Origin of the sequence: Paenibacillus rhizovicinus, from assembly GCF_010365285.1 — a bacterium.
In the GTDB taxonomy this organism is placed as follows: domain Bacteria; phylum Bacillota; class Bacilli; order Paenibacillales; family Paenibacillaceae; genus Paenibacillus_Z; species Paenibacillus_Z rhizovicinus.
In genome coordinates this window covers 5,283,563-5,302,729 of record NZ_CP048286.1, presented here as the reverse complement: position 1 = coordinate 5,302,729, position 19,167 = coordinate 5,283,563, and the positions used below count along the sequence as shown (strand labels likewise).

Below are 19,167 nucleotides of genomic sequence, written 5' to 3'. Positions count from 1 at the left end.
ACAAGGGGCTGCAATTGGATTTAATACGGAATCTTAATCATAAACGTCACGGAATTGGGTTCGTCGACCGACATCGTAATGACGCCTTTGTACTTGTCGACGATGGATTTCACGATATGCAGGCCGAGACCGGAATGTCCGTTGCCCTTCGTCGAGAAGCCGGCTTGGAACAACGGCTTGTCGCGGAGCGCTTCGGCGCGGCTGCAGGTGTTGCGGATCATGAACTGGAAGTAGCCGTCTTTCTGCCCCGCCTCGATGCTCACGCTGCGATTGCCTTCCTCGTAGGTCATGACCTCGTCGAAGGCATTATCGATCAGGTTTCCGAGCAGGCGCGTCAAGTCGAGCGACTTGATCCCGAGCTCCAGCTTGTTCATGTCGTTGAATACGGTCGTGAACTCCACCTTCAGCGTGTCCGCCTGCAGCATTTTGGAACGAATCAGCGCCGCGATTGCAGGATTGCCGATATTGATAATATCGTTCATCTGGTGAATCTCGCCCGTCAGCTCTTCCGCGTAGGCGGTCAGCTCTTCCGTCTTGCCGAGTTTCGCGAGCGAATTCATCGTCTGCACGTGATTCAGGAAGTCATGCCGCTGAGACCGGATGGATTGGAACATCCCGTTAATCTCCTCCAGGTAGGTCTCCTGCGCCCTGCGGACCAGCTTATCCTGCGACTTGCGGTAAGCCGCCACGACCCAGTAGAGGAAGACCAGGCTGAGCAGCGTCGCGATTCCGATAATAAGCGCAATGTTGATCAGCTGCTCGTTCAGCGTGTGCTGGATCGTTCCGTAATCCGCGACGAGCGTGAGCACGTACCGCGGGATCGGCTCGCCTTCGCCATCCAGCATGCTGGCCACCTTCGTGCTGACATCGACCGGGATAAACAGCTTAATGACATGCTCGCCGCGAATGGTCGCGTCTTGATATGTCTTTAAACCCTGCTTATTCGCCAGCTTCACGTTAGCGGTATCGGTTGCAGCCTTCAGCGTGTAGGCGCCTTCGATGATCGGGTTTTGCGTCTTGTGCGTGACCCATTCGCCTTTTTCGTTCAGCGTCTTCGCTTTGCCATCCGGGAACGTCTCCGGGTTAATGACGGCGATTTCTTTCAGCCATGAATTAGCGTCAAGCGTCTTCTGGATCAGCGTGTTGACGCCCGTTGCGTTATCGAATGCAAGCTGCCGGCTCTCGTAACTAATGTAGGGGTCGGAAATATAGTTCGTCGTGCCGTCGAAATAGTAGCCCCATTTTTGAATCGATTTCGTCTCCGTCGAGGAGAATTCGAACGGTCCCGTCCAAAAATTCTGGAGGCTCTGGCCCCAGTCGATGGTCACTTGTTTCTGGTCGAACAACTGATTAAACGCCTGGTACCACGGATCCCAGCTGTCCGTTTTGTATCCGATCTCCTTGGGGTCGGAGGATTTGTACAAGACGATATTGTCTTTCGTCCGCTTCAGCAGCGTAATATCGACGAGATCCAGCTTCTTCGCCAGTTCCGCGAGCTGATCGTTCGAGACTTTATCCACATCGGAGTCGAGCGCGTACTGCGTCGCGACGGATGCAGCGCGAAGCTCGCGTCCGACTTCTTCTTGATAGATTTCCGAGCCGTTGCGCGAATTTTCGATCGATATGGCAATTTGCTTCGCCACTGAATCAAGCTCATGGCGGAGGCCGTCTTCCAGCGAATTCTTCGTCGTAAAATAATATACGGTATTGTTCACGCCGAGAAGCACGGCGATCAAAACGATGATCAGCAGCCAGGCATTACGAGACATTTCGAGTTTCTCCGTTCAAAGCCATATTTTCTGCGCCTTTCATGGATGCTCACATCCTGGCGGACGCTATCATTATGAACGATTTTGACGAGAGTGACAATGTGAGAATCCAACATTACTGGGACATTAAAGCAATCCTTCGCGGAATTAATTATGAAGGTAACCTGGCATATTCGGAAAACCAATCGGTCAAGAACGCATGCCTTTCAACCAAGCGCGCAGCGCCCATTTGCGTTCCTGGCGCTTCTTGTAGCGCGGGAGCGAGCGGTAGATCGTGCCGCACTCCGCAAACATGCGCTTCGCTTCGTCCCGCTGCCCGAGCAGCGTGTAAATTTCGGCAAGCTTATAATAAGCTTCGATCGACGATGAATGAATGCCGCGGAACGCCTGAAGATAGCCGATCGCCTTCTGCGGATCCTTCTTGGCATAGATGGAAGCAAGCCGGAGATAGGGCGTACCGTATTTCACCCGGGGGTTAATGGAAAGCGCGTTGCCGATCGAGGCTTCCGCCGCTTCCAATTCGCCCAGCTGCAGCAGACAAGCGCCGAGATCGTCCCAGAACTCCGCCGAATTCTCGAGCGCGTCCTGCAGCGGCATCAGCCATGCTTTCGCTTCCGCATAACGTTTGCGTTCGATCAACAGCCGGGCAAGCTCGTGCTTGGCCGGAACATCGTTCGGGTTCATCGCGATTTGCTGCCGCAGCCGTTTGATCGTGCTCATGCGCCGAAGCGGCCGCACGATGCTCGGGGTCAAGCCGACATATCTCCGTTCCAAGACATATAAAATAATCAAAAACACGATAACGGCAAGTATCGGACTTCCTGTCAGCCGCCATAGAAGGAAGAAAAGCAATACTTTGAACATAGGGGCCTCCCACCAAGTCTCGGAAATGGCAAATCTCCCCTTATTGTACACGATGGGCGGTGTTCCTCATAGCGAGGATTGATTATTGCACACGCCCCGCCATGGGACGTACACTAGTAGAAAGACTTATCATCGATAGGTTAGAAGAAGGAAGAAGGGGATCGCTATAATAGAAGAATTACGCGCGAAGCTCCCCGCTTGGGTGGAAGCAAGCCGGGCAATCGCAGTTGAAGGACAGGTCGCTTCCTATATACCGGAGCTGGCCAAAGCTCCGCGGGAAGCATTGGGAATTACGATCCTGAGCCCTGATGGAGAAATCGTCTCGGCCGGCGAAACGGAGCTTCTCTTCACCATGCAGAGCATCTCCAAAGTGTTCACGCTGATGCTCGCCTTCATGGACAACGGCGAGGAAGGCGTGTTCGCCAAAGTCGGCATGGAGCCGACCGGAGATGATTTCAACTCCATGTTGAAGCTGGAATTAGTGGAGCCCGGCAAGCCGTTCAACCCGCTGATCAACGCCGGAGCCATTGCGATCTCTTCCTTGATTCACGGCAGCACGCCGGCAGCCAAGGTCGAGCGCATCCTGGCGTTCTTCGGCGAAGTGGCCGGAGGAGCCGCCCTATCCGTGAATGCCGATGTCTTCCGTTCCGAATCGGCGACGGCGCATCGCAATCGGTCGCTTGCTTATTTTCTGAAAGACAACGAAGTGCTCGGCGAGGAAATCGACGTCGAGGAAGTCTTGAGCGTCTACTTCCAGCATTGCGCGATCGAGATTACATGCGGACAGCTTGCGCGCATGGCATTGGTGCTGGCACTCGGCGGCGCTGATCCCGTCAGCGGGCAGCAGTTGATTCCGCGGCGCTACGTGCAGATCGCCAAAGCCTTCATGATCATGTGCGGCATGTATAACGCTTCCGGAGAGTTCGCGATCAAAGTCGGCATTCCTGCGAAAAGCGGCGTGTCCGGCGGCATTCTCGCACTGGTGCCCGGCCGTTACGGCATCGGCGTCATCGGACCGGCACTCGGCCCGAAAGGCAACAGCACGGCCGGCGTCCATTTGCTCGAAACGATGTCCGCTTCGCTTGATTGGTCGGTCTTCTGAATGTTGCACACGCAACTAAAAAACGGCTGTACGGGTCTACGCCCGTACAGCCGTTTTCTATGGCGGGATCGGATTATCCCATGTGCATCATCATTTCAGGCTGCGCGTTCTCCGCGCCTTCGACCTTCGCCGGACGGCGAAGCATCAGGCCGAGAACGGCGCCGAATACCGCGATGAACGTCAGTATGAGGAACGTGTCGCCGAATCCGGTCGCATACGCGTCCAGTTGTTCCTTGCCTTCTGCCACATGCGCCGTGACGCGTTTCGCCAGAATCGTGGACAATCCTGCGACCGCGAACGACGTCATGACTTGCTGCGCCGCATTGGTCAAGGACGTTACGCGTCCGACAAGCTCGCGCGGAGCCGACTGCATCAGATGCGTGTTGAGCGGCATCATGGAAAGCCCCATGCCTGCGCCGAGCAGCGTCAGCGGGCCCATGATCATGAGCATGCTGGAATCCGCATCGACTTTGGACAGGATGAACGCTGCCACCGTGACGAGCAGCATGCCGATGAAGACGAGCGGTCTTGCGCCGATTTTATCATACAGCTTGCCGCCGATCGGCATGAATACGCCTGCCGCGATCGCTTGCGGAAGCATGATCAAACCTGTGTCGAGCGGGCCTTTGCCATGTGCGTTCTGAAGGAACACCGGTACGAGGAACATCGTGCCGAACAAAGCGATTTGGGAAATCCACTGTACGATGATGCCGCGCGTGAAATCCGAAGAACGGAAAACGCGAAGCTCCAGCAGCGGTTCTTTGTGACGCAATTCTGCGGCCACGAACAGAATCAGTGCAATTGCGCCGACTGCGATACCCGTGATCGTTTTGGCGGAAGTCCAGCCGTTAGCGCCTTCGCTGACGCCGTAGGACAAGCCTGCGAACGCGAGCGGGGCCAAAATAAATCCAAGACGATCGAGCGCGGCGACCGCTTTGCGCTCAATGCGCGGCAGCGTGCGAATACCGAGCAGGATGCCGACAACGCCGATCGGAATATTAATCAGGAACAGCCATTTCCAGCTGACGGATTCGATCAGCCAGCCTGCAAGGACGGGGCCGAGCGCAGGAGCAAGCAGAATCGGAATCCCCATCATGCCCATGACTTGACCGACCTTATCGGGCGGGCTCAAGCGATACGTAAAGGCCATTGCGATCGGAAGCACCATGCCTCCGCCAAGACCTTGCAGGATCCGGAACGTAATGAGCATTTCCACGCTTGTGGAAAGCGCGCAAAGCAGCGAACCTACCGTGAATAGGAAAACGGAAATCAAGAATACCTGTTTCGCGCCGAACCGGTCGGATAACCAGCCCGAAAGCGGAATTGCCGCCGCTTGCGCGAGCGCGTATCCCGTTACCGTCCAGCCTACGACTTGGAACGTGGAGCCGAATTCCTTCATTAAGCCCGGAATCGCGACGTTGACTGCCGTTCCGTCAAGAACGACCATGAAAATACCGATAATAATAGCTGCAAGCGGGGCCAAAATTTTCTTAATCGAAAACGGCTCCTCGATGTTCGCTGCAGATGAAGCTTGTGCCGACATGCAAACCCTCCTACCCCAAATCTTAGTTCCGCATCGGCGACGAGGCGTCACGGCCGCTTAACATTGACCTCTCTCCTTACGTAAGGTTACAATGAAGGCAGCGCGAACGGATTCGGTCCGTGCGGTTTTTTATAAATGGACAATTGTCCGCTTACTTATTTACAGCTTACCTAACAACAAACGCATTGTCAATGAAAGACAGTGTAAAGTTTATTTATAAACAGGGGGTCATCGCACATGCAGCAGCGCAACGAACGCAAGGACGCCGCCAGGCACCGCGAAATTATCCTCGATACCGCTTCTCAGTTGTTTCATCAGCATGGCATCGAAAGCGTCAGCATGCACCAAATCGCCAAGTCCGCCGGGGTCGGCCAAGGTACCTTGTACAGAAGGTATTCGTCGAAGGCCGAGCTTTGCATGGAATTGCTGGCTGAAAGCTTCGGGCGTTTCATGAACAGCATCGAACAGTATTTCGAGGAGGCGGAAGCCGCAGGCGCTTCCGTCCGCGAGAAGCTGGAAGGGTTTATCTCTCGCGCAATCGCCTATATCGCGAAGGAAATCGAATGGTTCAGCGCCATCACCCCTGCAGCGGTATGCGCGGAGGACAGAATGGATCTCTATAAATCGGAACCTTTCGTGTACGTCGTCGGCAAACTGAAAGGTTTGTTCGACGAAGCGGTCCGAAACGGCGAAGCACGGTGTCCGGATACCGATTTCGCGGCGTTTATGGCTGCCACTTCCTTCGATGTCGACGTCTTCTTCTACTTAACGAAGGATCGCGGACTATCCGTCGAGCAAATCCAGCAGAAGTTTGTCAGCCATTACCTGTGTATGTTCTTGAAGTAGCGGTAGTGGAGCTGAAAATAAGAAAGACGCCGCCGATGGATCGGCCAGCAGTGCACCGATCCGCCGGCGGCGTTTTTTTGCGTTATAGGTGTTTGTTGCGGGGTGCTGACGGCGCTGCTGGTGCTGGTGCTGGTGCGCCAAGGAATCGTACGTTATTGCTGCTGATGCTGGTGATGCTGGTGCGCTAAGGAATCGTACTCGCCTTATTTGGACGAAATTTGCATTTGGAGCGAGCTAACGAACCTTACCAACCTTATTCCGGTGAAAATGGCCCGAATGGCGGGCGAATACGTGATATAGCGACGCTAGGATTCGTTACGAGACTGAGCGCGGTTAATTGGTGCCAATAGCGCTGATTCGGTTCGTTAGCATCGTTGGCTTGTGGTTCAAACCGCTTAGCTGGACGATTATTTGTGAACGAGCGACGTCCCTACGCCAATCCATTTACTAATTATCGTGTGCACTACATTAAACCAACGAAACCTGACCAGCCGAACACATGATGCAAAAAACATTTGAATAACCCGAGGCAGGTGACAAATTATCATTGTAACTCACGCCTATTTCGCCCTCGCGCTCTGCCCGTAGGAATATGCCTTCCCCTTGGTATCCCCGCGGGCCGAGCTTCTGCCCAGTCAAATGCATGACAGACATCATCGAAACCGCGTCATCGAACGAAAAAAGCGCATAGCGAAGTACCAGCGAAGTACCTGTCTGGTTTTCTCGCTACCATCGTCCCTAAATCAGTATGTTATAATAGGAATACGACACTTCAAGCGAGGTGAAGCCAATGAAATGGGGAGAAATTACCGAATTGCACCCAAGCCGTTTGGTTCTATTGGAAGCGATAAAGGCAAGCTCTAATGACCGTATGCGGAAATTGGAGGATATGGCGGTTATACAGGATTACGACAATCCGCAAGAGGCATGGAGTGGGTACAAACATTTTCATAAGCTCCATCCAGCACGCGAACTTTATGTATTTCATACCAGCCGTAGCGATGCAGAGGTAGTTGAAGAGTTCTTTTCAGGTGTGCGGCACCACTCATGAAGATAGATCTCCAGCATGGATTGCCGATTGTATCTTTGACCCTAACTCACAACAACCAATCTATTATTTTACTGAACGTCCTATTCGATACTGGCTGTGCCGCAACGGTATTTGATACCGATGTGCTTGCTCAGATTGGCATTTACATCGATTTTATCAATGGCAGAGCTAAGCGAAAGTATGGAGTAGGAGGAACAAGCGAAATTTGTTATGAACAGATAATCCCTGAACTTCAGATTGAACATTTTGCATTAAAAACTCTTCCCGTCCAACTCGGATCTATACAAGAGACTTATGGCTTTGACGGCATACTTGGAATTGATTTTATGATAAACAGCAAGTGCAAAGTCGATTTCGAATTGATGAAAATTACGTTTTTTAACTACAACGAGCGATTCCCTTTATCGGGCAGTCGCTTGTTTTTTGCAATCTATAAGAAACTCCTTCATCCTCTTACTCAGCAATAAAGCCCCAAGTTGTCCAAGGGATATCACTAAATCGTTTTCTCCTGTTCTAGCACCTCGAAGACCTCGCGCCGTACTGACCACGTCAAAAAACCTTCTCGCAACGCTTCCGCCGAAACGGAAACACTGCTAGAAGGCTGAGCAAGGTATGCGGTGAAGAACGTCAAATTTTTAATTCCCCAAGCTTAATTAGCTCGACAACCGCTTGTGAACGACCTTTAACGTTCAATTTTTGCATGACGTTGGAAATGTGGTTCCGGACGGTTTTCTCGCTGATGAACAGCTGCTGAGCGATATCTCTAGTCGTTTTATCCTGTACTAGCAGCTCGAAAACCTCGCGTTCACGATGAGTTAGTAAGAACTTGCTCTTCTGGTCGCTACCCATTTAATTAGTCACCCCTCCTTGCTCGGGTTTTTATGTTTTACAAGGTTAAGGGATACAGTCAAAGTATCATATGAAAGGGCATATGGAGTGGTGCGGTTATCCTTAAAAATGGGCGGGTATTTGTCGCTCAGCGCATGTCCCGGTATGTCCAGCCACTCGAGCAGCCAAAAAACAGCCATCCCGCGCGGGTGGCTGTTCGCTGTTTCTAATACCCTGTCTATGGAACACGCTATCTCCGCCAATAAAATTCATGCGCATACCGGTATTGCTCCGGCTGCTTCGGCGAGCTGATCGCGAAGGCACCGGTCGGCTTGTAGGCATACGGCGTTTCGTCCTGCGAGTAAGCTGCCGCTTTGCGGCGTTCGATGCAGTCCAGCAGCACGTGCTGCTTGTTCGCGAGATATTCCAGCGTATGCGGCCCGAACTCCGCTTCGATTTCCCCTGGGCGGAATTCGTAATAGACGGTTCGCCGCAGCGGATTGCCGTCCCCTTCCGGCGAGCCGTGCAGCACCTCGATGTTGTGGAAGATCACGTCGCCCGGCTGCATCGGCACCGGGATGGCGTCCTCCGTCGTAAAACCGGGCTGCGCGCAGCGCGCATCGGACTCTGCCTTCGTCCACTTGTTGCTGCCCGGAATGACCCAAAGGCAGGTCTTCAAATCCGCCTCGTCCAAGTAGAAGTCCACGTTGAAGATCGGCCGGGTATCGGTACAGCCGGCCGGAACGGCTGCGTCGCGGTGCCAAGGCACGATAACGCCCTCATCCGGCGCCTTCAGTACCATCGAATCCCAAGTCGGTATCAAGTTGCGCCCCTGCAGCTTCTCGACGGAACGAAGAATGAACGGATGAGCGAGCAGAGCCTTCATCGGATCGCTTTTATCAATGACGTACTCAATACGCCGTAAAATTTGTTGGCCTGATTTCACACCGATGCCATACATGTAATCCGGATCGCCGTCGTTCCCGGCAACGCCCTTGTCATAAAGCTTCTGCATTTCGTCCTGCACGAGTCTCAGTTCTTCCCCTACGACGACATTCCGAATGACCAGAAAACCGTTATCCAAGAAAAACTGCGCTTGTTCGTCTGAAATCGCATCCTGCACTCTAGCATCTACAACCGGAATAATCACATTGGCCAGCCCCATTCGAATCGCTCCCATACGGTAATGTATGCCTTTACACTCGTAATTATAAGGGAGAACCGGCGGCATGTATGTAGCTGAAAGTAACAATAAGGTTGCCTAAATCACACACTTGTGCGATTGTGATTTTATCCGATCAATCGGCAATTTAAGCGGTCAACGAAAGAAGGGATTTCCGATTTCGAACGTCATCCACGTTCCGTTCCCGGAACATGCGGCTAACCTGTATTTTCATCCGCCCTATATTACGCTCGCGCATTTGTTTCACGCTCCGCCGCATTGGGGCTTAACGAGCCGCCAGCTAGCCAGCTATCAATTCCAATACGTCGTGGAAGGAGCAGCCGAATACGAAATCGAGGGCCGGAAGATCGAGACGCGGCGCGGGGATTTGATCTACCATTCCCCTTCGCAGGCACACGAGGTACGAACGTTTCCGGACGAGAAATACATTTGCATTTCCATTCTGTTCGACTTTGGCGATATCCCTTATCCCGTGGAGCATATGCTGGGACAGGACCGTTATTTGGGCAATTTCGCCGGCCATGCCATCGAGAAAATGCTAACCCGGCTGATCACGCATTATCACCAGCCCGGCGCAGCGCATCATGCCATATGCCAAGGACTGCTTATGCAGATCATCGGCGAAATTTCGGGCTGGAAACGGGAACAGGAAAATAAGACGCAAGGCCAGCAAAAAATCAAAACGAAAATGGTGCTGGTCCGCAACTACATTGCCGATCGTTTCGACCGCGATATCAAACATCAGGAGCTCGAGGAGCTTTCAGGTCTCAGCCGCAACTACATTATCTTGAAATTTCGCAAAGCGTTCGGCATGACGCCCTTCGAATATTTGACGCGGGTACGGATCGAACGGGCCAAGGAGCTTGGCATTCAGACGAATATGTCCATCAGCGAAATCGCCAACCGGGTCGGATATGCGGATGTGCATACGTTCGGGCGCATGTTCAAACAGAATATGGGCACGAGCTTCAGCCAATTCTGTTCTTCGATGGTGACGGATTAAACCGAGCCGGCGAACGGGAAACGGAGATAATGGAACGGGCAGCGAATTCATGGTAGATGCCATGAATCAGCTGCCCATTAATGGTTCATCTTAATAGATGATTCCTTTACCTTACGGAGTAGTTACCTGCGGACGCGAGCCGGGAAGATCCGGTCGACCATGGCGTTGAACTCCGTAATGTACATCTGAATCGAATTTCCTTTTTTGACGTCGGCCATATAAGAAGCCATGCGTTCCACATACTCGGGGTCAGCCGATACGTAGACGTTTTTGATTTGCGGGGACATCTTTTGGATAAGGCTCGTGATCTCCGCTTGCTGCGCCGCCGATACCTCGCTGTCGGCAGTCCGGTGAACGGCATACGGCGTTACGGTTCTCGACAGATCCGTCGTGTTTCTGGAGAGATTCGTCATGCCGCTGCCATACATGTCGCGGGCAACGTTATTCGTTCCTCTGTTTACGTCACGGGATAAACCCGTCGTACCGCGGAACAGATCGGCCGTTCCTTCGGACAGGTCCCGCATGCCGCGTCCGATGTCACGCCCTACATCCGCCGTGCCGCGAGCGATGTCGGTCACTACATTGCCGGTGCCGCGGGCGACATCGGTCACTGCATTGCCGGTGCCGCGAGCGACGTCGGTCACTGCATTGCCGGTACCGCGGGCGACGTCAGTCACTACATTGCCGGTACCGCGAGCAAGGTCGGTGCCCGCGTTCGATGTGCCGCGGTACATGTCCCGGCCCACGTTGCCCGTGCCACGCGTAATGTCCGTTACGACATTCCCGGTACCGCGGGCAAGGTCCGTGCCTACGTTCGATGTGCCGCGATAAATGTCTCGGCCCACATTGCCCGTACCACGCGCAATGTCCGTTACTACATTCCCGGTGCCACGGCCAAGATCAGTAGCCGCGTTCGATGTGCCGCGATAAATATCCCGGCCTACGTTCGATGTCCGCGTGTTCATCATATCGCCGGACATATTCGTTCTGCCCGTCGAAATGTCTCTCGACAGATTCGTCAAACCGCGGCCGGTGTTCCGGGACAAGTTCGTCATGCCGTTCGGATGACGAGCCGTCAAGCCGTTAATATTCTTCTCGTTCATCAGCTTCTGGGCCGACATGCTGATCGACATGTTCCGTATGCCGTTCGAAACGTTATGGAACGAGCTGCTGCTGTAGCCGTACGACTTCGCGTTCATCGTATGGGCATTCCTGTTCATTGCATTTCCGTTCATCGACTTGGCTCGTATAATGCCCGATCCCGTGCCCGTGCTGCGAAGATGCATGTTTGGCGTCGCGATGGAGCTTGCACGGGAACGTTTAGTGTTGGTAAATGCGTGCGCATTGCTCGTCTTCATATTGTACGGACGCATATAAGCCTGCTGCGAGCGGCCGATCGTCGTCGGCGAATTCAGACTCATCGCATTGGTGCCATGACCGGCATTGTTACGCGTTATCGCTACGTATGCGTTGTCGCCGGACAGCATCACGTATGCTTTGCCAACGCCTTTCACGTTGGAGACGCGATCGGACATCCCTTCGCTCATTTCCAAATGGTAGTTCTTATGAAGGCCAACTAAATTATTGCTGTTCAAACGATACCCGTCCACGCGGTTCATTTCGTTCATTTGATCATTGGCAAACCGGGTATTCAAAATCCGGTTGCCGTTCATGTCGTACTTCACGCTGTTGCCTCGAATGTTACGATTGCCCAGCTCACCGTGTTTCTCCATACAGCCAGCCAGCATGGTCGTTAACATGGCTCCGGCTGCAAGCACTGCCCACTTCCGCTGCTGCATCCTCTCATCCTCCGTTTCATCATCTGAGCATTCTGTTGCGGCCCACATGTAGCGTTAGCCGAACGGCGAAAGGCTATGCTGGCAACTTTTTAGCTGAACTGCGCCGGATTCCCTTCGCGTACGCAAGGTCCGACGAGGTTCGCTGGCTGCGAAGGGAGATGCTGATGCATGTTAAAAAGGCCGCCTCCGGGATAGGTTTCCCGAAAGCAGCCTTATGCATGAAGGATGCAATTGAACGAGACAGCGGCAGCCTGCCTTAACAAGCGGAATTATGCGTATTCCTTCAAAAACGCCGTCAAGCCTTCGTCCACGCCTTGCAGCGGAACGTATTCCAGTCCGACGTAGCCCGTATAACCGGTGCCGCGAATGGCGTCCAGCACGTTATGGTAATTGATCTCGCCCGTACCGATCTCATGACGGCCAGGATGATCGGCGATATGAAAATAACCGATCCGGTCGATGTTCGCCCGAATGGTCGAAATCAAATTCCCTTCGGAAATTTGCTGATGGTAAACGTCGTAGAGCACTTTGACGAACTTGCTGCCGACTTTATCGATGATTTCGAACGCTTCGGCGGAACGAACCAGGTAATAGCCGCCGTGGTCGACAAGCTCGTTCAACGGTTCCACGACTAGCGTAATCCCCGCTTCCTCCAAGTACGGTACCGCCGCGCGCAAGCCTTCGACGATGCTGTCATGCTGTTCCTCGCGCGATACGCCTTCGCGCGCATTGCCGACCGTCGCGATCAAATTCCGGCAGTCTACGATCTTCGCCGCGGCGATGCTTTCCTGAAGGCCTTCAATGAATTTGCCGCGATTGCTTGGATTCACCAAATCGCTGTTGGTCGTGCAGAACGAGCCGACTTGCAGCCCGAGCCGTTCCTTCAACGCCGCAAGCCCTTGCAGATCCTTGCTGCCCCAGCCCCAAAATTCGATCGACGTATAGCCGAGTTCCCGTGAACGCTCCACTTGCTGTTCGAAAGGCAAACCCGTTTTACTGAATACCGCATCTAACGATGGCGAGAAAATCATTATGAGCACTCCTTTCCGGTTAAAGAAACGCCAAGCTTAATGCTGGCTTCCGGCTTCTGATCGACATAAGTCTCGTACGCCTCGGCGGATTGCTCGAACGGGACGACGGGATTGATAATTTCTTCGCAATTAATCTTCCCGGCGGCCAGCAAATCCCAGCACGCTTCGCGGATCCGTTTGAAATCCCAGCGCGGATGATCCGGATTCGGTTCGCTGCATGCCCGGGAGAAGACGATCTTGGCATTGTTGAAATGGGCTTCGCGTCCCCAGTCCATTCCGCCCTTGAAGGCGCGCGCCCAGCCGACGAATGCGATCGTGCCGCCGTAGGCCAATCCCCGCAGCGCATGCTGCAGCGCGAATTCGTTGGCGCTGGTCTCGATCACGACGTCAACGCCGAGTTTCTCCGTATCCTGCTTCAGCAGAAGTCCGACATCGTCGACCGTCGGATCGTAGCACACGTTCGCGCCGGCCCGCATGGCCACTTGGCGGCGCTTCTCGATCGGATCGACGACGGCGACGTACGACGCACCGGCAAGCTTGGCCATCTGGGAAGCGAGTTGGCCGATTGCGCCAAGGCCGAATACGGCAACGCGGTCGCCGATGCGGATACCCGCATCACGGATCGCCGATAAGGCGAAATGCGCCGGATCGTAACAAACCGCGCTTTTCCAAGACATATTCTCAGGCATTCTTAGCAGGTGGGCAGGTTCGGTCACCACGGTTTCCCGGATGCCGGAATAACCGCAGACACGGTCGCCGACCGCAAATTGATTCACTTCGGCGCCTACTTCAGTAACCACGCCAACATATTGATTGCCAAGATTCCATTCTCCGAATTTCTCCTGCGGTTCCGCTTCTTCGCGGGGCAGGAACGCATGCCAATCCCCGTCGTAGTAATCCGTCACGAACGGGCTCACGCCGCGGAAAGCAGCCAGTTCGGACCCGTGCTTCGGCGAAGCGTATTCCACGCGGACCCTCACTTGATCGGGACGGAGCGCCCCATTGTCATCGTAAGGCAGCAAGGCCGCTTTGCGCGGCGCGACAGCTATCAGTTGGTTCGGCATCAACAGCACCTTCTCTTCCGTAAATAGGTTGGCGACAATATCCTTATTGTAAGCCCGCCGGCGATGTAAGCGCTATGAATTGCTGTGCGTTTTTGTTGCACGGATGTGGTTTGTTTGCTAGTGTCTAGCTAGGGGGCGATTCTCTTGAGACATGAAAGATTCCATATTCCATCGCTGATTTCCGACTTGGAGCTCTACTACTGCGGCATCGAGGAAGTCATTACATATTTTACTTGCGGCCCTAGTATCCGGGATAATCACTTGATTCATTACATCATGAAGGGCAAAGGCTTCTTCGAATGCCGTGGCCGGCGGTACGAGGTAAAGCAAGGCGAAATCTTCGCGATCGCTCCGGGCGAGCTGACCTATTACGAGACGGAACCTGCCGATCCGTGGACATTCTGTTGGATCGGATTCGGCGGCAGACGGTCGAAGGAGCTGCTGCAGCGGGCCGGCGTTTCCGTTGACGAGCCTGTCCGTTATATCCAAGAGGGCGACGGCATCCCCGGATATGTCGGCGTTCTGCTGGAGACGCTGGAGGCGTATCCGAGCCGCGATCTGCCGGCTTCGAAGATCCACGGCGCCCTCTATAATATTTTCGCGGTGTTGGAAACGTCTTATCTAGCGTCCCGTCCGCAGCTCCCTGCCAGAACCGAGACGGCGGATTACGTCGGCAAGGCGCTGCGCTTCTTCGAAACGCATTATCAGATTCCGACGATTACGATCAAGGACATCGCCGATTACGTCGGACTGGAACGGACCTATTTCACGAAGCAATTTACCAAAGCGACCGGCGAATCCCCTCAGCAGTACCTGATTAAATATCGCATCGACCAGGCTCAGCGTCTGCTAGCGACGACGGATATGACGATCGGCCAAGTCGGCAAGAGCGTAGGGATCGTGGAGTTGGCTTATTTCTCGCGGCTGTATAAGAAAGTCGTCGGGGTGGCGCCGAAGCAGCATAGTCTTGGATTTCATTCTACATAGTTTCGACACATTGTTTCGACCATGCAAAAAACGCCGTCCGGATTACTCCGGACGGCGAAGGTAGAACAAGCATATGTTTGTGCATGTCTGTATAAATGCGGGTCACGGCTGATCGATCTCCAATGCGCCGCTTGCTTGCTTTTAGAAGCCAATCAAGCCTGCGCCGCACAATGCCCTACGCGTCAATCCCGCATGGCATGAACCGCTTCGGGCAGCTTCCTATGACTCCGGTCCCCCGATCATCAAATCCAACGCCAAATGCTGCAAGCCGTTCAAATAATCCTGCCTCAAATCGCTCATTGTCAACATCGGCAGGTGCTCGCGCGGAATATATGCCGCGCTGCGCTCCAATATACGCGCCAGAATCGATTCGTCGACCTCATCGTTACAGAAGACGACGGCACGCGGATTGATGATGGCGGTGAACGTAGCAATCAGCCGGGCAACGGCATCGAGCTGCTTGTCATCGGCCAGCACGATCCGGCAGCGGCGCTCCCCTTGATGCAGCGCCTGCGAGAACGTTTGATCGTCGTATTGCGGCACGAAGGAGACTTCGCCCGAAAAAAACGTGCTTCCCCGCACGACATCGCCGTTAATCATAATGCCTGAACCCGGTCCGTCTTGGCCGAAATACAGATAGACCAGCGATTCGTTCTCGATCTCCATGCTCGACGCGAAACCAAGCACCGCCGCATTCATATCGTTCTCCACGACTACGGGAATTTGGAAGCGCGACTCGATGATTCCCTTCAAATCATAGTTGAGGAAATGCGGGTACGGCGGTATAAAGATGACCTGCCCGTTGTTGACGGCACCGGGTACGCCGATCGCGATGGAGCGAAGCTTCGGGTATTTCTCGACCAACGATTCGATATGGTCTCCCAGCAGCTGCTCGCCTTGCTGCATCACGCTCGGCGTCGTGCCCTTCTCTTTGATCTCTCCGACGCAGTCGAATATGGCGTACGTCGTCTCGTGCTTATCGATAAAGACGGCAAGTCCCAGCAAATATTCGGGATCGTACGCATAACGCTTTGCCCGTCTTCCGCCGCTGGAGTCATCGTCTCCGGTATAGCGGATTTCTCCGTCTGCCTCCATCTGAGCCAGAAACTTGCTGATGGTCGGAAAGCTGATGCCCAATCGTTGACACAGCTCGGCTTTCGTCGCACTTCCCATCATGATGAGCGCTGCCCGGATTCGCTGAATAATCGTTTGTTTCATATCTTTCGATGACGTGTACAATTCCGACATAGATTCAACGTCCTTCACAGAGTAGATGACAACTTATTTAACGAGTTAAATAAGTTGTAGTCATCATATTAGCAAAGAACAGCGGGTAAGACAACAGGGAGATTCCAATTTCTCTCTGCCGCTCACGAAGGATTCATGCTGGACTGCAACTTCGACGGCCGCGCTGGCAGCTCGCCGGAAGCACATCGGGCATCGTTCGAAAACATCGACCGCGCGTTCGGTGTCACGACGACGCCGGGAACATTCCGAATCCGTGGCAGGCCAACTCAGATCGCTGCTATCCAATCCGCTCATCATCCCAAGCAAAGAAGCCGAATCGCCAGAGACGGCTTCTTTGCATTGGGGTTCTTTTTATCGTGCCGGTAGGTGACCTGGTTGTCCTGTACGATCAGAGTTGCTAGAGAGTTGCTAGATACACAAGCAGTACTAGCCGCGCACGCCTTGCGTCATCATCGCTCCACAAACGCAACGGCAAAAGGAAGCAGCTCCAGTTCGAAACAGCCGTCTTGAATAACCGGGACGGCCGCTGCTGCCGGGACGGGGAATCCTCCGGATCCGTCGGCACGATCCCGCTGCGGAATGCAGCCGCGTTCGTCCAGCTGCCGCAGCCGGGCTGGACGGAAAGCAGGCGCGCGGACGCGAACGCGAACGACTGCATCGGTATAATTCGCGATCAGCAGCGCGGCTCTCCCGTCTTCGCTCCTCATAGCCATCGCCTCGTACGATAACGGCTCCTTCACGATGCACTCCAATAGCTCGGCGCCTTGATAAGCTCCGACCGCGGCCAAGACATGAAACAGCGGATAAGCGTCCGCTCCGCCTTCCGGCATTACGCCAAGCGGACCCGTCGTTTCATAGTAACAGACCCTGTCGGCGCCCGATTCCGCCAGGCTCTTCAAGCTTCCGAGCGTCCAGCCCGCGCCGAACAGCGACCATTGCCGGGCGTCCTCATGCTTGGCTCGGTCTTCGGAGGCCAGCAAGGCTTCAGGGCTGGTCGCACTCGGATTGAGCCGCGGCTTGAACGTGACCGGACCGACGGCGACAGGCAGGCCGGGCGCAATGGCCTGCGCGCTGCGAACGGCTTCTCCCTGTGCCGATGCCGCTTCCGCCAGCGAAGCGGCATCGAACGCATGCACCTGCGGATTTATCGTGAACGCGGCGGCTTCCATGGCTTCGAGCGGCAGCGCGGCGCGGCCGAATTCCGCGAAGTACGCGCGCGATCCGCCGCCGACGCGGAAGGACAGTCCGGCGTTGTCCCGCAGCCGGATCACTAGCGATAACAGCTCGCCGTTGCTGACATACTCGGACGCCAGGTAGGGATATACGGCATCCAGCGGATGCCGGCATTCCGCGATCGCTTCCACGAGCCGTTCCGCCTGACGCGAATAGGATTCGCCGGCATCAGCGCCGTCATGGAACAGCGCTTCCAGTTCCAATCCGCTCGCGAGCCGCTGCGCATTATGAGCGGCGGTTTCAAGCTCCGTCGCCCACGACGGGTCCGACAAACGGATCGTCGCCCGCAGGAAAGCCGGACGCAACTCGCCGAGTTTCTCCGCCTCAAGCGTCTCCAGCGATCTGCCCGGTCTATGGCCCAAACCGATTTGCGGCACCCGGCCTATGGAGCGAGCGCCGACCGCAATATGCGGCTTTGACAACAATGACGCATCCCCATCGCCTGCTGCACCGATCCCCGAAGTAAGCGGAGAAGGCTCCCCGGTCAGCCGCAGCGTAACCCGCTGCCGCACCTGCTGTCCCGGCTCGATTTCAACCGGAAAAGGCAGCGATAACGGCGTGCAGTAGGTTTTGAACGAAGCGTCCGTCCAATTGCGCTGGTCCTCCATCTCGAACAATTCCCCTTCGAAACGAAGCTCTGCCGTCAGGCCGCCTCCCGCCTCGTGGCGGATGGCAAGCATATCCTTGAAAGGCTGATGCGGCGAGATGCGCGCCGGAAACGCCCCGGCGATGACGCCATCCGGCGTTTCGACTTCCGCTCGTACGCCTGCCAGATCAGCGGGATGCAGAATGCAGAAGCCGATCCGATTCTTCATGAAAGCGGACCTTGCCGTGCCGTCGAACGAGAACGTTATCGTGCCGTCCGCGTTCCCGTCGATCGCGCCTTCCCAGCCAAAATCGATCTCCCCTTGCCGATGCTCGGCGATGAACCGGATGCGGAAGGAATCCGCTCCTTGCTCGATCGCGCCTCCCCGGAATGCCGGCTTGATCGTCCCCCAGTTCCGGTCGCGCACGGCGGCATAGATGCCTCGGATGAGCTCCTTGTCGCCCAGGCGGATGTAACGGAGCCCGCCGTCCTCGAATACGGCCGTCAAAGAACCCGCGCGCAGCTCATGCCGCTCGGGCAGCGGTTCTGCCGAGCCGTAGCGGAGCATCCGTAAGTCTTGAACGTTTACCATCCTGCAGCCACTCCATTCTCTAATTGTCCGATGCCTTCGACTTCCACGACGACGCGGTCGCCCGGCAACAAGTAAACCGGCGGATTACGGAACTTGCCTACGCCGGCTGGCGTTCCGGTCGACAAGACATCGCCGGGTTCGAGCGGTATATAAGCAGATACCGCCTCGATCAGCGTCGGAACGTCGAACAGCATCAATGCCGTGCTGGCATCCTGCCGCAGCTCGCCGTTAACGCAGCGCGGATGTTCACGTCGTTGATTACCGTGTAGCCGAATACATAATTCAGCGCATCGGCTTTCTTGACGCCCTTGGCGGTCGTGCCGATGACGGGCGAAGCGTCCTGCGCTTCGTCCCGGATTTGCGCGAGTAGTCCCGCTTCGCCATCGCGAATTAAATCCTTCATGTCCGAGTAAGAGGTCCGATACACGCCTTCCTCCC

General features: G+C 54.9%; 16 protein-coding genes and 1 pseudogene. 6 read left to right on the top strand and 11 right to left on the bottom strand.

Annotated elements, in window-relative coordinates:
* Window positions 1-20: 20 nt before the first annotated feature.
* Both GZH47_RS23745 and GZH47_RS23740 read right to left on the bottom strand, forming a co-directional pair.
* A complete protein-coding gene (locus GZH47_RS23745; RefSeq protein ID WP_162643508.1) occupies window positions 21-1,769 on the bottom strand; it encodes a sensor histidine kinase in 1,749 nt (582 codons plus the stop codon).
* Window positions 1,770-1,958: 189 nt separating this feature from the next.
* Window positions 1,959-2,633, bottom strand: a complete 675-nt coding sequence (locus GZH47_RS23740) for a tetratricopeptide repeat protein (RefSeq protein WP_162643507.1) — start codon at window positions 2,631-2,633, stop codon at window positions 1,959-1,961.
* Between the two features lie 202 nt (window positions 2,634-2,835).
* On the opposite strand from GZH47_RS23740, the gene glsA reads away from it, so the two are divergent.
* A complete protein-coding gene (glsA, locus tag GZH47_RS23735; RefSeq protein ID WP_263866872.1) occupies window positions 2,836-3,735 on the top strand; it encodes a glutaminase A in 900 nt (299 codons plus the stop codon).
* Window positions 3,736-3,808: 73 nt separating this feature from the next.
* Here the strand turns inward: glsA and GZH47_RS23730 are convergent, their stop codons facing one another.
* Window positions 3,809-5,278 (bottom strand): DHA2 family efflux MFS transporter permease subunit, encoded by a 1,470-nt coding sequence (locus tag GZH47_RS23730; RefSeq protein ID WP_162643506.1) that lies wholly within the window; start codon window positions 5,276-5,278, stop codon window positions 3,809-3,811.
* 237 nt (window positions 5,279-5,515) lie between these two features.
* Between GZH47_RS23730 and GZH47_RS23725 the strand changes: the two genes are divergently transcribed.
* From GZH47_RS23725 to GZH47_RS23715, 3 genes are all read left to right on the top strand, one after another.
* Window positions 5,516-6,124, top strand: a complete 609-nt coding sequence (locus GZH47_RS23725; RefSeq protein ID WP_162643505.1) for a TetR/AcrR family transcriptional regulator — start codon at window positions 5,516-5,518, stop codon at window positions 6,122-6,124.
* Window positions 6,125-6,914: 790 nt separating this feature from the next.
* A complete protein-coding gene (locus tag GZH47_RS23720; protein ID WP_162643504.1) occupies window positions 6,915-7,175 on the top strand; it encodes a hypothetical protein in 261 nt (86 codons plus the stop codon).
* Entirely contained in the window at window positions 7,172-7,642 is a 471-nt protein-coding gene (locus GZH47_RS23715; RefSeq protein ID WP_162643502.1) for a pepsin/retropepsin-like aspartic protease family protein, read from the top strand. Before GZH47_RS23720 ends, GZH47_RS23715 begins: the two co-directional genes overlap by 4 nt.
* 160 nt (window positions 7,643-7,802) lie before the next feature.
* On the opposite strand, the gene GZH47_RS23710 is transcribed toward GZH47_RS23715, so the two are convergent.
* Together GZH47_RS23710 and GZH47_RS23705 are read right to left on the bottom strand one after the other, a co-directional pair.
* The gene (locus tag GZH47_RS23710; protein WP_090641524.1) at window positions 7,803-8,024 is read right to left on the bottom strand and encodes a helix-turn-helix domain-containing protein; all 222 of its coding nucleotides are present in this window, start codon (window positions 8,022-8,024) and stop codon (window positions 7,803-7,805) included.
* 229 nt (window positions 8,025-8,253) lie between these two features.
* On the bottom strand, window positions 8,254-9,168 hold the full coding sequence (locus GZH47_RS23705) for a phytanoyl-CoA dioxygenase family protein (protein WP_162643501.1): 915 nt from the start codon (window positions 9,166-9,168) through the stop codon (window positions 8,254-8,256).
* Between the two features lie 109 nt (window positions 9,169-9,277).
* On the opposite strand from GZH47_RS23705, the gene GZH47_RS23700 reads away from it, so the two are divergent.
* The gene (locus GZH47_RS23700) at window positions 9,278-10,189 is read left to right on the top strand and encodes a helix-turn-helix transcriptional regulator (protein WP_225446179.1); all 912 of its coding nucleotides are present in this window, start codon (window positions 9,278-9,280) and stop codon (window positions 10,187-10,189) included.
* Between the two features lie 122 nt (window positions 10,190-10,311).
* On the opposite strand, the gene GZH47_RS23695 is transcribed toward GZH47_RS23700, so the two are convergent.
* From GZH47_RS23695 to GZH47_RS23685, 3 genes are all read right to left on the bottom strand, one after another.
* Complete coding sequence (locus GZH47_RS23695; protein WP_162643500.1) at window positions 10,312-11,988, bottom strand: YhcN/YlaJ family sporulation lipoprotein; 1,677 nt, start codon at window positions 11,986-11,988, stop codon at window positions 10,312-10,314.
* Window positions 11,989-12,257: 269 nt separating this feature from the next.
* Window positions 12,258-13,019 carry a hydroxypyruvate isomerase family protein gene (locus tag GZH47_RS23690; protein WP_162643499.1) on the bottom strand — a complete coding sequence of 254 codons (762 nt, stop codon included), beginning with the start codon at window positions 13,017-13,019 and terminating at the stop codon, window positions 12,258-12,260.
* A complete protein-coding gene (locus tag GZH47_RS23685; protein WP_162643498.1) occupies window positions 13,019-14,083 on the bottom strand; it encodes a zinc-binding dehydrogenase in 1,065 nt (354 codons plus the stop codon). Before GZH47_RS23685 ends, GZH47_RS23690 begins: the two co-directional genes overlap by 1 nt.
* Window positions 14,084-14,227: 144 nt before the next feature.
* On the opposite strand from GZH47_RS23685, the gene GZH47_RS23680 reads away from it, so the two are divergent.
* Complete coding sequence (locus GZH47_RS23680; protein WP_162643497.1) at window positions 14,228-15,070, top strand: AraC family transcriptional regulator; 843 nt, start codon at window positions 14,228-14,230, stop codon at window positions 15,068-15,070.
* A 219-nt stretch (window positions 15,071-15,289) separates the two neighbouring features.
* Here the strand turns inward: GZH47_RS23680 and GZH47_RS23675 are convergent, their stop codons facing one another.
* The 3 genes and pseudogenes from GZH47_RS23675 to GZH47_RS34415 all read right to left on the bottom strand — a co-directional run bounded on the left by GZH47_RS23675 (window position 15,290) and on the right by GZH47_RS34415 (window position 19,132).
* Window positions 15,290-16,318: an ROK family transcriptional regulator gene (locus GZH47_RS23675; RefSeq protein ID WP_162643496.1), complete on the bottom strand. Its 1,029-nt coding sequence runs from the start codon at window positions 16,316-16,318 to the stop codon at window positions 15,290-15,292.
* A 449-nt stretch (window positions 16,319-16,767) separates the two neighbouring features.
* On the bottom strand, window positions 16,768-18,729 hold the full coding sequence (locus tag GZH47_RS23670) for a D-apionate lactonase family protein (protein ID WP_162643495.1): 1,962 nt from the start codon (window positions 18,727-18,729) through the stop codon (window positions 16,768-16,770).
* Window positions 18,723-19,132, bottom strand: a pseudogene (locus tag GZH47_RS34415) (fumarylacetoacetate hydrolase family protein). Before GZH47_RS34415 ends, GZH47_RS23670 begins: the two are co-directional and overlap by 7 nt.
* Window positions 19,133-19,167 lie beyond the last annotated feature (35 nt).